Raw genomic sequence first — 14,462 nt, forward strand, 5'->3', positions numbered from 1 at the left:
TGACGGATTTATTTATTTCAGCGGAAATAAATCGTCATTCCGTTGAGGCCGACAGAATCTCGTGGATGGGCAGCAGGGCCGCGCCCACCGCAGCGGCCGAAGCGCCGAGGCGCGACACGTACAGGGTCGGCAAGGGCAGCCAGGACAACTCGCTCATCCATGGGGACTGGCGCAGGCGTTCGCCAAGCGCATCCAGGATGGGCTGCGGCAGCGGCCCGGAAAGAATCACGGCACCCGGGTCCAGCCAGGCGACGCCGCTGTGGGCCGCCACGGCCAGCTGGTCACCTGCGCGCACCACCCATGCATCGATCACGGAGCGGTGGCTGGCGAGGCAGGATTCCACGTTGAAGAGCGACGGGATGTCCGCGCCGGCAGCCTGAAGGCAGGCGAGCAGGTCGATGCCCGATGGCCTCGGGTCCTCGGCGGGGAACATACGCCCGATGTCGCCGGAGTTGCCGAACTCCCCGCGAAGGATCTCGCGCTGATGGATCACACCGCCGCCCACGCCATGACCCACGAAGAACACGATGGCCGAGGTGCAGCTCATGATCAGGCCGCTGTCGTAGAACTCGGCCAATGCCGCCAGCGTGGCGTCGTTCTCGATATACACGGGAAAACCGAAGTAATCGGCGAAATAGTGGTCGTAGTCGATGTCCCGCCATGCCTTCAGCCAGTTCACGGTGCGCCGCCGTGACGGAGTGCCGGCCACGATGGGGCCCGGCACCGCAATGCCAAGGCCCAGGAAGCGCGAACGCATCAGGTTGTGCTCCAGCGCCAGCTCCCTGAGGCGACGATCCACTTGTTCGGCAAAGTCGCGAGGCTCCGGGCTGGAGAACGCCACCACATCCGTCACGATGGTTTCGCCGGTGAAATCGACCAGGGCAATTTCAAGCCACCCCGGATGCACGATGGCACCCGCTGCATAGCCTGCGCGGCCAGACAGCGCAAGCGGCACCGTGGGCCGGCCGCGCGCCACGCTCTGTGTCTGTTCTCGTTCTTCCACGACGCCGAGCATGAGCAGTTCGCGGATGAGCCGGGTCAGGGCGCCATTGTGGAACCCCAGCCGGTTCGCCAGTTCGATGCGTGCGGTGGGGCCGGTCGTGCGCAGATGCCAGACGATCCGCCGATGCTCGGCGGAGAGTTCGATCTCGGGGCGTCGCTTCATCGCACGGCCTCTTGCTTGCCCACGAGGGTGAAGCGATCAGATAGCAGCACGAGGATATAGACGAGGCCGCCGCATGCGGCGATAACGGCCAGTCCCGCGAGTGTGTCGGGTTGCCGCATGCGGAAGCCGTCCAGGTAATGACCCAGGAGGATGTTGGATAGCGCGATGGTCATCTTGATCGTCATGGTGAGCAAGGCAAAGCAGGTGAGATCGGTACGCTGCCCGGTACGTGCCGCGTGGTCGCGCACCACGCCCGCCACGTCATTCCACACCACCACACTGGTGCCGCCGAGGCCCACGCCGTAAAGAAGGGCCATGGTCAGCTGAAGCGGAAATACCGGTATGGCCATGAGCAGCATCGCGGTGCCGATGGATAATCCCCCGAGCATGACGATGGCGCGCTGGCGTCCCGTCCGCACCATGTGAGTCGCCACGAAGGGGCCCGCCACGGAACCGAGCACCATGGCGAAGGTGAGCATCGCACCTGCGCAATACCCGGGCACCGTATCCGCGGTGAACGGCAGAAAGCGCCCCGGCAACGCCAGCAGGCAGGTAGCCACCGTCGCGATCAGCAGGGGCGACATCCGGGCAGCGGGAAATTCGGATAGCCGTCGTACCGCCCGCTCACGCGCATCGGGGGCAGGTCGTTGACGCCCCAGGAGCCACGCGCTCATCACGATCATGATGCCGATGGCAATCGCGGCCGTGGTCTCGTGGCCCCAGGTCCGTGACGCGGGTTCACCGATGAGCAGGAAACCGAAGCCCGCCATGCACAGGCGCGCTGCCGGCGCGACGATGGCCCGCAGGGCGGCAAATCGGGTCAGTTCCGCCGCATTCCTCGGAAGCAGGGAAATGAGTGCGTTCTGCGAGAGGTCGTAAAGCGCGTAGCTGGTACGGAACAGTACCGACGTGACGATCATCCAGGCCAGGGCATGCGACAGGCCCCCGGGTACAGGAAGGAACAGAAGCACGCCACTGATGGCGGTCGCGACACCTCCCGCCAGCTGCAACCGTGGCACCCGTCGGTGCTGTGCCGTCATGCGTACGAAGGCAAAGGCGAGCACCAGGTCGAGCACGCTGCTGTAGGCCAGGGAAGTGGAGAGCAGGATGCCGGTATCCCAGGCACTGAGGCCCAGGCGAATGTGTGCGTAGTAGCCCAGCAGCAGGTCACTGAAAGACCAGATCAGGCTCCGGGAAAAGTGCCCGAAGCCGAAGGCTGGCAACGAAGCGGACGCACGCAGGTAAGGCAGCCCCATGATGACGGTGTTCGGTGCGGTGGACGGACCTCTATACCGCGTCCAATGACAGCCTTGATGACAGCGGGCCGCATTATGTTGCGACGCCGCGTGCGCCAGGGAAGTCACGCGGTAAATAATTCATCCGGGGAAATTAGATCGATCTAAATCGTCTTGATCCGTTGCTTCATGGAGGACACCGGGATGGTCGCTTCGAAATGGCCGGAAGCGGCATCAGTCGTACGCTGGTACTCGGGCAAATGCACCGAGGCAGTTATCCAAAACCATCATGGAGATTATCCGATGTCCTGCAAATCCATTTCCCTTGCGCTGTGCCTGGGCGCCTGCCTTGCAAGCGGGGCGGCTTCGGCCGCGAACAATGTCGTGTTTCTCAATAATCCTTCACTGCAGGATGTGAAGGACGTGGGCAACTTCACGGTGCACGGAACGGGCAAGCCGTTCTTCAACGAACTGGTGCTGTTTGCCGCCAACATCAACGGTGCCAGCGCCGATAAGCCGGTGCTCTACTACAACACCGAGATGAGCAACATCCTGAGCAAGAACATCGACACCGTGAAGGCGTTGCAGAAGAAGGGGATCAAGGTCCAGATCGCCTACCTTGGCAATCACCAGAACGCCGGCTGGTCGTGCAACATGAGCAAGACGGTAGCGACCGGTCTTGCCGACCTCATGGTGGCCGATGTGGTGAAGTATGGCCTCGACGGCATCGACGTCGATGACGAATATTCCTCGTGCAGTGGCAATACCACGGCTTTTTACAATGTCCTGAGCGCGATCAAGAGCAATCCGGACTTCGACGGCAAGATACTCAGCAAGGCCCTGTGGTCGGATAGCGCCTACTTCAAGTCGACCACGAACGTCGCGAAGCTGCTGACGGAAGGCTATGAAATGACGTACAACGAGAACGTCACGAACCTTGCGTTCTATAACACGGCCGGCATGGGGAAGAACCAGTTGCTTCTGGGTATCGATCCGGGTAACACACCGTCTTCCAGGGTATATGACGTCGCCAAGAGCGTTGCCAGCGGTGGTTATGCGGGTGTGATGATCTGGGCGCCCAACGGCCGGCTTTCCACGTCCAGTGCTGCCACGTATTACACCAACATCCTCAAGGCGCAGACCGGTAGTACCGACTCGGCCGTGGACTACGTGTCTTCTCCGTAAGCGGCAAGACGATTGCTTCATTGATCCATGGACATGCTGTCCGCTGCGGTAACCAGCTTCGCAACAAACGAGCAGAGCCTTTCGCAAGATATGACGTTTTGCGTCGCAGCGTGCTTTGCGAACGGTCGTCATATAACGTTTGCGTGGTTGGAGTTGGATCGATCTAAATAACGGTAAAGCGGAGCTTTCCTTTAGGTCGGCCTGGCCAGCGGGAAACGACGCGCCCATCGTTCGGCGCCGGGGCGAATGCTTCGATATCGAACGAAGGTGGGGGCACCCTGGGCGTCACGTCGGTACACATACAGCAGCATCCATCGGAGCAGGATTCATGAACCAGCTGTCCCGTTTCAACCGCACGCGCACGCGTCTTGCGGCCGCCTTGCTTTGCTCGGTCATCGGCATGGCCGCCTCGTCGGCTTCGTTCGCCGCGACCACCGGCTACACCGGTATCTTTGGTGGCGGCCCGATCTACAAGAAACTCAACAACAACATCAAGGAACTCAGCCAGTCGGGCTTCACCGAAGTGATCGTGTGGAGCGTCGAGGTGAAGTCCAACGGCGACCTGAACCTCAATGGCGAATTTCCCATCGTGTCCAACGGTGCCTATGTCGGTAACCAGACGTACCCCGATTTTGCATCCAACCTCGCCAGCCTCAAGGCGGCGGGCGTAAAGCGCATCACCTTCAGTATCGGCTCGTCGAACGTGGGCGACTTCCAGGACATCAAGGCCCTGGTCAACAGCACCGGTACGGGTGGCGGTACCGGCACCACGAGCACGCTGTACAAGAATTTCCAGGCACTGAAGAATGCGATTCCGTCCATCGATGCCATCGATCTCGACGACGAGAACGGCTACGACGCAGCCTCCACCGTGAAGTTCTCGGTGATGCTCGGCAAGCTCGGCTATCACGTGATGCCGGACGCCTACACCAATGCGTCGTACTGGACGTCCGTCACCCAGCAGGTCAACCAGCAACGTCCCGGTACCGTGGACGGTGTGCACCTTCAGGTCTATTCCGGTGGCTCGGGCAACAACCCCTGCTCGGGCTGGAACTTCGGTGGCGTGCCGGTGTATCCGGGCATCGCCGATACCACGGTCGGTGGCGGCGTGTCCGTGCCGGCGGCACAGAGCACCGTGGCGAACTGGGCGGGTAGCTGCGGTATCACCGGTGCCTTCCTGTGGCTGTACGACGACGTGGCCGGCAAGACCTACAACGGCAAGACGCTCACGGCAGCCTATGCCGGTGCGATCGATGCCGGCCTGACGCCGACCAACTGACGACATGCGATGAAGCCGTCCGGGATGCAGACACCCCGGACGGCTTCTACGTGTCAGGGGATACCCAGGCCGCTATTGCCGCGCGACACGATGCTGAAGGTCTTCGGCGATCCGTTGCTGAAGGCCGCCTGGCCGGCGCCGGGCTGGTCCAGGGTGTTGTAGAGCAGGGTGGCGTTGCCCTGTGTATTCGTCGGCACCACGTAGCCGTTGAGACCCGGGGACAGCATGGTGGTGTTCTCGATGACGCCATTGGTCTGCGACGAGATGCGCATGCCATCGAACATGGCGCTCACCACGGTGTTGCCGCGGAAGGTGATGCTGGCGACGGTAGTCGGTGTGCCGGAGATGCCCAGGCCGATGGCCGCGTGGCGGCTGCCGTAACCGAAGCTACCGCCGCGGATCACGGTATTGCCCTCGATCGTGGCCGAGCCCAGCGGACCGAAGTTGCCGAACACGCCGGCACTCAGGCCGTATTCCTTGCCCGAGTCGTGGGCGAGGTTGTTGGCCACGATATCGTTGTTGCCGCCATAGATGCCGATGTTGTTCGCCCACCACGGCGCTACGGAGGTGTTCTGGATCACGGTGATGTCGTGCATCGGCTGGGTGCCGTTGCCACCGTCGTTGATCGCAAGGCCGTCGTCACCGGTGCCGCGCACGAAGTTGTTGCGGGCAGTCAGGCGGTTGCCGGTGTCGTTGCCGGGTACCGTGTTGCCATTGTTGAGGTTGATGCCGTCGGCCCAACTGTTGTTGATGCGGCAGTTTTCCACCAGGCCATCCTGGCCGTTGGCCCATACGGCCGCACCTTCATGCTGGATCCACAGGCTGTCGATGATCCAGTTGCTGCCCTTGATGTTGATGCCGCTGCGATTGCCGCCCTGCGGCGTGCGGTCGATCGCATTGCCGTCGATGGCGAAGTTGCGCAGCACGGTGGACGTGGGCTGGATCACCGCATCGGTGGCGGTCGTGCCCAGCGGCACATTGGAATAGAGGGTGCTGTACCACATGCCCGCGCCCTGGATCGTCACGCTGTTCGCCGTGAGGCCATGGGTGGTGTAGAAGGTGCCCTGCGGAATCCACACCACCTTGTTCTGCGCACGCCCCTTGTTGAAGCACGACTGGATCGCCGCCGTGCTGTCCACCGAACGGTCGTTGGGCACCGCACCGCAATCGGCGGTGAGCGAGAGCGAGCCGGCGGGCTGCGCCAGCGGGGCAGGCGGCGCTTCGAGTTCGATCAGGTCGATGTCGTACCAGGCGGCCGTGTTGCCTGCATCCTTGCGCACGGTCACCACGTCACCGGGCTGGATGGGCGCGCCACTGACGAAGGCATGCACCTCGTCCCAGAACACGTGTGGCTGTCCCGTGGACGGGTCCTGCGACATGCCGTTGTAGTTGGCCTGGGTCTCATAGATCCAGGTCTGGCGCGATGTTACGGGTACGACCTGGCGCAGTACGCCGTTGACGTAGAGATCGATGCCCGAGTCGATGCCACCGCCCTGTGGCGCATCGGGAATCGAATAGCGCAGGTTGATCGCCGTCATCGGCTTGCCGGTCGTATTGGACCAGCTCACCTGCTGGCTGTTGGCCGCAAGGTGGACGTAGGCGTGGCCGGAGGCTTCCAGTGCTGCGCTGGAGAACAGCGTGGTGGGTGGTGCGGTCAGCGCAACGATGGACGCGCCGCCCAGCAAGGATCCCTGTTCGGCCTCGAAGGTGGTAAAGGGCGTGAGTGCGCCGATCTGCACGGGCGTCACTGCCCATAGCTGGTTGGGGTTACCGGCAATCACGTCCCATTGCTTGACCGTGTCGCCGGGCGTGCTGCTGCCGCCATTGTCCAGGGCCTTGTCGCTGGCCACGTTGATCACCTGCGAATAACCACCGCCCGCATCCACGATGCGCCACTGCTGGCCGGCATCCGAGATCGACGGCAACGCCTGCGTGAGGAGCGCGCCGGTGGCGGTGGAATCGCCATTGCTCAGGGCAAGGCCACTGGTGAGGCTGACGAGCAGGTAGGCACCGTTGCCGGCATCCACGGGGCGCCATTGCTGGTTGGTGTTGCCGTCGTTGCGCGACCACTGGCCGATCTGGCCGGCGTCGGTCAGTCCACGGTTGTCGAGTACCTGGCCACCGGCCTTGACGGTGAACAGGTAAGGCTGACCTGTCGCGACATCCGCATGAGCGGCAGCCGTGGCGAGCAGGGAGGTCAGGGCGAGGGCAAGCGGACGAAGGCCGGGACGGCGCATGGCGGTGCCTTTGGCAAGGGAAGGGGAAAGAGCCGGAGCGCCGCCATGCTAGAAAGATCCCGCCGCATACTCTTGGACGTATGCGGGCGGGATGACCCTCAGGATGTGACCTGGCTCACACCCGTGAAAACACCGGCCGTATCGCGCAGCACGCGCGCCTGCCCGTGCAAGGTGCCGACGGCTTCGGCGGCCTGGTCAACCATCTGCGCGTAATGCTGCGTATCGCTGTCGAGACTGGCCATGGCCTGGTTGATCTGCTCCGTGCCACGACCCTGCTCGCGTGCAAGCTGGCCAATGGCCGTGACCTGCTGCGCCACGCGGGCCACCGACGCCTGGAGGGTGAGGTTGCTGTCCTCGATGGCGGTGGCCTGTTCCACGCCGTTCTCGATGGCCTCGACCGAGCGCTCGATCAGATCCTTGATATCACGGGCCGATGTCGCCGAATGCTGGGCGAGCGCGCGCACTTCGCCGGCCACCACGGCAAAGCCCCTGCCGTGGCTGCCGGCACGCGCCGCTTCCACGGCGGCATTGAGTGCAAGGATATTGGTCTGGAAGGCGATGCTTTCGATGGCGCTGGTGACGTCGCGGATACGGTGGGCATGCGCGGCGATCTCCTGCATGACGCTGCCCATGTATTCCACGGCACGACCACTGCGGCGGGCTTCCTCGGCCATGGCACCGGCAACGGTCGTGGCATCCACGGCGCGCTCTGCCGTGTGCCGGGCGGCTTCGGTCAGCTCCGCCACGCTGGCCGAGGTTTCCTCAAGCGCCGCGGCCTGGCGCATCGTGCGTTCGGAGATGTCGCGGTTGCGATCCACGATATGGCTGGCGACGGAGTGCACGGTGTCGCTGGACGACTGCACCGTGCGCACGGTGTCGGCGATGCGGCCCAGCAGGGTGTTCAGGGCTTCGGCTGTCAGGCCGATCTCGTCGTGGCGGCCGATCTCGGCGCGCAGCGACAGGTCGAGCGTGGCGCTGACCGATTGCAGGGTGCCCTGGAGCTTTCCCAGGCCGCCCTTGATCAGGCGGTAGAGCCGGCCACCGAACCAGCCCATGCCCAGGGCAGCTGCCACGATGGCGAGCACGGTAAGGATCAGCGAGGTGCGGTAGGCGGCGGCATTGAGCTCGGCCTGTGCATCGGCCTGGGTCACCACATAAGCCAGGTGGTCGTGCAGGCCATGGTTGAGATCCAGGGCGGCGTCATGCACCTGCCCATGGTTGTGCAGCATGCCCAGGGCGCTGTCGCGCTGGTTGCCGTCGTAGCGCCTGAAGAAGGTGTCCCGGGCGGCCAGGTAGGCTGCCATGTGGGCGCGGTCAGCGGCGAGCATGGTCGTGTCTTTGGTATCTCCGGCGGCATGGGCCTGGTAGGCGGCCATGTGGCGTACGAAGCCGGCATCCAGTGCGTCGATCTCCTGGCGCATCCCGTGGCGGGCGGTCTCGTCGATGCCGTCGACGACATAACGGTACAGGGCCAGGCGAAGGGCGCCGACATCGTCCTGGGCTTCGCTCAGGGCCTGTAGTCCGGGAAGGGTGGTAGTTTCAAGCCGGCGGATGCGGGCCTGGGATGCGTCGAGCTGGAATAGTCCGTAGCCGCCGACGGCGAGAAGGGCGATCAGTCCGGCGATCAGGACCACGGCGAGGCGTCGCACGAGGGTCATCGTAAGTTCCATATGGAGCGGGGCGGGTATCGTTCGCGCGCGCGACCGGGCTGTCTAGGCGGTTTCTATCGCGGCCATCGCCGAAAACAGTTGACATGATCCTGCGTCAGGCGTTAGAAATTGCGCATTGCAACAAGCCGAGTCCTTCGGTTTGTCCTTCTAGGGGTATAGACGCTTGGACTTCCAAACGGCCAGGAATCACATCAACGGCACCATGCATCGCCCGATGGCGATGTGTTGTTGTCGCTGATTCCCGCCGCGTCCAGCCCCCCCCCGCGCCTGATCCGTCATGTCGCCCCGGCTTCCGGGGCGAGCATGCCTGTCGCGTCACCGCTGAATCGCCTTCGCGACTTTCCAACGCCGTAGCGGGCTTTCCCCGGCCCCTGCGGACACACCCACGGCATTCCCCCGCTCCGCGTCCTGCGCGGTGGCGTTGCCGCATCCACCCACATCGAAAAACACCCATGCATACCCGCTCACTACTCGCCGTGGCCATCGGCGCATCCCTGGCCGCTTCCGTGATCCAGGCGCAATCCGCGCCCACCGACACGTCTCCCGCCTCGCTCGACGCGGTGGTCGTGACAGGGTCCAACATCAAGACCACCGACAGCGAAGGACCCAGCCCTGTCCAGGTCATCTCGTCGCAGCAGATCATCGCCAGCGGCAAGACCAACCTTCCCGACGTGCTGCGTTCGATCTCCGCCAACAGCGGCAACAGCTTCAACGAGCAGTACACCGGGAGTTTCTCCGCCGGCACGTCCAGCATGTCGTTGCGCGGCCTCGGTGCAAAGAACACCCTGGTCCTCGTCGATGGCAAGCGCGTGGCGAACTACGCCACCGCCAATGATCTCCAGGACACCTTCGTCGACCTGAACTCGCTGCCACTGGTGGCCGTGGATCGCATCGAGGTGCTGAAGGATGGCGCATCGGCCGTGTATGGTTCCGACGCCATCGCAGGCGTGGTCAACATCATCCTCAAGCAGAACTACCAGGGCGTGGAAGCGGGCGCCGGTTACGGCCAGAGCACCGAAGGCACGGGCCAGACGGAGCGCACCTTCAGCTTCCAGGCGGGCCATGGCGACCTGAAGAAGGATCGCTACAACGTCTACTTCGCCGTTGACGGACAACAGCGCGATCGCCTCCAGCAGGATGACGTGAGCTGGATGCGCAACAGCGACTTCCGCAACAAGCAGGGTGGCACGCTCGCCTGGTCGCCTACGGACTATTACAACAACAAGGCCACGGATCGCTTCGCGCAGGGCGTCGGCCCGGTAGAGCTACAGCCTTATGGCGCCATCAGCCCGGGCAAGACAGGTGATGTGTGGGCCTACAATCCTGCGCAATACACCACGCTGGTGCCCAAGATCGAGCGCTATCACAGCGTGCTGCGAGGCACGTTCCAGCTCACCGACAACGTGCAGGCGTTTGGCGAATGGATCTACACGCGTAGTACCACCAGCTTCACCTTCGGGCCGCCGTTGTCCATCGCCACGGGCCTGCGTGCGTGGAACGACGCCACGCAGTCGCTGACCAATATCGACAGCACCCTGCCTGTCGGTAACCCGGCGAACCCAAATGGCAAGCCCACGCCCGTCACCACGAACCTGTGGCAGGTCGGGCCGCGCAACAAGCGTGACCGTCAGATCTTCGATCGCATCCTGTTCGGGCTGCGCGGCCAGGTGGCCGGCTGGGACTGGGAAGCATCGGCCCTGCACTCGGAGAGCCGTCTCAGCGAGCGCGTGACCAACTTCGGCAATCGCTACGCCTTCCAGTCGCTGCTGGCAAACGGCGGATACAACCTGGCATCCACGTCAAACCCGGAGTCTGCCGTGGATGCCCTGCGACTGGCGACGCTGCGTCCGGCCGTGTCCAAGCTCGATAGCGTGGACCTGACCGCCAGCCGTTCGCTGTTCGACCTGCCCGCTGGCACGGTCGGCTTTGCCGCAGGCGCGCAGTTCCGTCGTGAGTCCATCGATTCGCAGACCTCCGATGCCGTGCTTTCCGGCACCGAGCTGCGTCCGGCGCTGGACATCATCCACGGCTCGCGCCATGTCACCGCCGGTTACGCGGAATTCAACGTGCCGCTGCTGACGACCCTGGAAGCCAACGTTGCGGGCCGCATGGATCACTACAGCGACTTCGGCAATGCCTTTGCACCGAAGTTCAGCCTGCGCTGGCAGCCGCTGGACTGGTTGCTGGTGCGTGGTTCGTTCTCGCGTGGCTTCCGTGCGCCGTCGCTGCCGGAGGTCACCAATAGCACGGCCGTGAGCTACAGCTCGGTCATCGATCCGAAGGACCCGATCACGGCCGGTAGCCTGCGCAGCGTCACCAACATCTACAGTGCCAATCCGAAGTTGAAGCCGGAGCGCTCGAAGAACTACAACGTGGGTTTTGTCGTGGCGCCGACGCCGGATACCAGCATCGGCGTGGATTACTTCCATATCGTGCAGAACGGCCTGATCGGTCCGGACAACCTGACCTATATCGTGGCCCATCCGGAGATCTACGGCAGCCGCATCGTGCGTGACAACACGGGTGCGTTGCAGACCGTATACAACCAGTACCTCAACCAGCAGGGCCGCACCACGTCGGGCGTGGATGTCGATGCCAGCCATACGCTGCATACGGATGGCTACGGCAGCTTCACGCTCGCGGCAAGCTGGAGCCGCCTGTTGCAGTACCGCCAGGCCCAGGTGGCCGGTGAGGCGAGCGTCAACGCGGCAGGCACCAACATCTTCGGCGCGCTGCCCAAGTGGCGTGGCTCGACGAGCCTGCGCTGGGCGCTGGCGGATTTCGACAGCACCATCACCTGGTACCACACCGGGGGCTACCGGCAGAATCCGGACAATATCCCGTCCAACCGTGACTTCCCGAAGAAGGTGGATGCCTGGAATACGGTCGACCTGAGCGTGGCTTACCGCGGCATTCCGAAAACCACGCTGACGCTGGCCGCACAGAACGTGCTGAATCGCCGCCCGCCGTGGGACCCGGCCAACACGTACTACGACACCACGCTGGCGAACCCGCTGGGTCGCATCGTATCGCTGAAGGCCGACTACCGCTTCTGACCGGATGCGTCGCAAGGTGTAGGTGGAAAGGGCGGGGCAGGCCGGGAGGGGCCTGTCCCGTCGTTTCTTTTCATGAAACGTGACTTTCAGCAGGGGGTGCGATGAAGTCCTCATCGTAATGTCCTGTTGTCCATCCACAGGAAGATACCGATGCGTTCTCCCGCCCTGAAGCGGCTGTCCCTGGCCTGCGCCCTGTCCCTGTCGCTGCCCTTCGTTGCGCAGGCGGGCTATGACAAACCTCCCGAACCGCTGCTCAGCGTCATGCATGCGCCGCTGCCTGCCATACCGGTGCTCGACCCGACCCGGCAACGCATGCTGCTGGTCGAGCGGGCGCAGTATCCGTCGATCACCCGTGTAGCCGAGCCTTACGTGAAACTCGCCGGCCTCCGTATCGAGCCGGCGAACCACAGCCGCCATGATGCTTCCAACGGCTATGGCATTCGCAGCTGCCTGAAGAGCTTCGCGATCGAAGACGTGACCAGCCACAAGCAGCTGCCGGTGACGCTGCCGGCCGATGCCTGCCCGGGTGTGCCGCAGTGGTCGCCGGATGGCCGCCGCTTCGTCTTCACCAATACCACGCGTGAGCGTACGGAGCTGTGGCTGGGCGATGCATTGACCGGCCAGGTTCATCGCGTGGAAGGCGCCTCGGTGAATCCGGTGCTCGAAGACGACGTGCAGTGGCTGCACGACAGCGATTCGCTGCTGGTGAAGCTGGTACCTGCCAATCTCGGCGCGGCGCCGTCATCCGGAGTCGAGGCAGGTCCCGAAATCAAGGAATCCATCGGCGGCAAGGGCGAGAGCAGCACCTACGAGGACCGCGATACGTTGTCCAGCCCGCAGGACGAAGCCTTGTTCGATTACTACGCCACTTCGCAGCTGGCCGTGGTGGATGCCGCCAGCGGCAAGGTGCGTCCGGTCGGCAAGCCGGCGGTCTACTCGTTCGTCAGCGGTGCACCCGATGGTGTGCACGTGCTGGTGGAGGCGCTGAAGAAACCGTATTCGTACGTTACGACCTATGAGCGCTTTGCCCATGACGTCTCCGTGCTGGATACGGGCACGGGCAAGTACACCGCGATCGCCTCCCTGCCGGTTGCCGATCGCGTTCCCGTGCATGGTGTGCCCGAAGGCCCGCGCAGCTTCGACTGGCGGGCCACGGCGCCTGCCACCCTGGTCTGGGCCGAAGCGCTCGACCACGGCGACTGGAAGGTCACGGTACCGCAGCGCGACAAGGTGATGATGTCGAGCGCGCCGTTCACGGACAAGCCGAAGGAAATCGCCCGCACCACCCAGCGTTTCAGCGGCCTGCGCTGGTTGGCCGATGGCAACGAACCTTTCATGTACGAGTTCGATGCGAATCGCCACTGGATCCACGTGAGCCGGGTAGATGTCGGCAATCCGTCGAAGGCGGCCCGCACCGTATGGGACTACTCGGCGGACGAGAAGTATCGCGATCCGGGTACGCTGGTGATGGAGCGTCTGCCGAATGGTTCGCTCGTCGTGCGTCAGGATGGCGATGCCGCCTATCTCGTGGGCGTGGGTGGCAGCCCGGCGGGTGACCGTCCGTTCCTGGATCGTTACTCGCTGTCCACGGGGCGCACCGAGCGTCTGTTCCGCAGCGATGCCGCGCATTACGAGTCACCGGCGGCGGTGCTGCCGGGTGGCCAGCGCTTCATCACGGCGCAGCAGTCGCCGACCGAGCCACCGAACCTGTTCCTGCGCACGCTGGGTGCTGCCGACGCTGGGGCGAAGGAGGGCGAGGCGGCGTTTGCCTCCACCAGCGAGCCGATCACGCATATCGCTGACCCGACGCCCCAGGTGCGCGGCATCGGAAAGCGCCTGGTGACCTACAAGCGCAAGGATGGCGTGGAGCTCTCGTTCACGCTGTACACCCCACCGGGCTACAAGGAAGGCACGCGCCTGCCGGCCGTACTCTATGCCTATCCGCTGGATTACGCCGATCCGGCGCAGGCCGGGCAGGTGAGCGGATCGCAGCAGCGCTTCGACATCCTGCGTGGCTACCGCCTGTTGCTGCTCTCGGGTTACGCGATCATCGACAACGCGTCGTTCCCGATCGTCGGCGATCCGCGCTCGGCTTATGACACCTATATCGACCAGCTCGTGATGGATGCACAGGCGGCCGTGGACAAGGCCGTTGAACTGGGCGTGGTGGATCGCGACCGCATCGGTGTTACCGGCCATAGCCACGGCGCACTCATGACCGCCAACCTGCTTGCGCACACCAACCTGTTCAAGGCGGGCGTGGCGACCAGCGGCAGCTACAACAAGACATTGACTCCGTTCGGCTTCCAGAGCGAGCGCCGTTCGCTGTGGCAGGCGCCGAAGGTGTACGAGGATGCCTCGGCCTTCTTCCACGCCGACCAGATCAAGACACCGTTGCTGCTGATGCACGGCATGGACGACGCAAACCCCGGTACGGAGCCCATCCAGTCGCCGAAGCTGTTCCAGGCCATTCGTGGCCTGGGCGGCACCACGCGCCTGGTGATGCTGCCGCACGAGCCGCACTGGTATTCGGCGATGGAGTCGAACGAGCAGGAGGTCTATGAAATGCTGACCTGGTTCGACCGCTATGTGAAAAACGCACCGAAGAAGTGAGGCCGTGACAGCCACGGCAACG

At 63.8% G+C, this 14,462-nt stretch carries 8 protein-coding genes; 4 read left to right on the forward strand and 4 right to left on the reverse strand.

The window, feature by feature from the left end; all coding sequences use genetic code 11:
• Positions 1-34: 34 nt before the first annotated feature.
• Together HBF25_RS03015 and HBF25_RS03020 are read right to left on the reverse strand one after the other, a co-directional pair.
• Entirely contained in the window at positions 35-1,165 is a 1,131-nt protein-coding gene (locus tag HBF25_RS03015; RefSeq protein ID WP_166946475.1) for an ROK family transcriptional regulator, read from the reverse strand.
• The gene (locus tag HBF25_RS03020) at positions 1,162-2,421 is read right to left on the reverse strand and encodes an MFS transporter (protein ID WP_166946476.1); all 1,260 of its coding nucleotides are present in this window, start codon (positions 2,419-2,421) and stop codon (positions 1,162-1,164) included. The genes HBF25_RS03015 and HBF25_RS03020 overlap by 4 nt, the downstream gene beginning before the upstream one ends.
• A 282-nt stretch (positions 2,422-2,703) precedes the next feature.
• Here HBF25_RS03020 and HBF25_RS03025 point away from each other — a divergent pair, with 282 nt between their 5' ends.
• Together HBF25_RS03025 and HBF25_RS03030 are read left to right on the forward strand one after the other, a co-directional pair.
• On the forward strand, positions 2,704-3,585 hold the full coding sequence (locus tag HBF25_RS03025; protein WP_166946477.1) for a glycoside hydrolase family 18 protein: 882 nt from the start codon (positions 2,704-2,706) through the stop codon (positions 3,583-3,585).
• A gap of 328 nt (positions 3,586-3,913) precedes the next feature.
• The gene (locus HBF25_RS03030) at positions 3,914-4,864 is read left to right on the forward strand and encodes a hypothetical protein (RefSeq protein WP_166946478.1); all 951 of its coding nucleotides are present in this window, start codon (positions 3,914-3,916) and stop codon (positions 4,862-4,864) included.
• A 53-nt stretch (positions 4,865-4,917) separates the two neighbouring features.
• Here HBF25_RS03030 and HBF25_RS03035 read toward each other — a convergent pair whose 3' ends face one another.
• Together HBF25_RS03035 and HBF25_RS03040 are read right to left on the reverse strand one after the other, a co-directional pair.
• Positions 4,918-7,101: an RICIN domain-containing protein gene (locus tag HBF25_RS03035; protein ID WP_166946479.1), complete on the reverse strand. Its 2,184-nt coding sequence runs from the start codon at positions 7,099-7,101 to the stop codon at positions 4,918-4,920.
• 98 nt (positions 7,102-7,199) lie between these two features.
• Positions 7,200-8,759 (reverse strand): methyl-accepting chemotaxis protein, encoded by a 1,560-nt coding sequence (locus tag HBF25_RS03040; RefSeq protein WP_166946480.1) that lies wholly within the window; start codon positions 8,757-8,759, stop codon positions 7,200-7,202.
• Between the two features lie 464 nt (positions 8,760-9,223).
• Between HBF25_RS03040 and HBF25_RS03045 the strand changes: the two genes are divergently transcribed.
• Complete coding sequence (locus HBF25_RS03045; protein ID WP_166946481.1) at positions 9,224-11,827, forward strand: TonB-dependent receptor; 2,604 nt, start codon at positions 9,224-9,226, stop codon at positions 11,825-11,827.
• 150 nt (positions 11,828-11,977) lie between these two features.
• Positions 11,978-14,440, forward strand: a complete 2,463-nt coding sequence (locus HBF25_RS03050; RefSeq protein ID WP_166946482.1) for a S9 family peptidase — start codon at positions 11,978-11,980, stop codon at positions 14,438-14,440.
• The last annotated feature ends 22 nt before the right edge of the window (positions 14,441-14,462 follow it).

It is taken from the genome of Luteibacter anthropi (genome assembly GCF_011759365.1).
Classification (GTDB): Bacteria; Pseudomonadota; Gammaproteobacteria; order Xanthomonadales; family Rhodanobacteraceae; genus Luteibacter; species Luteibacter anthropi.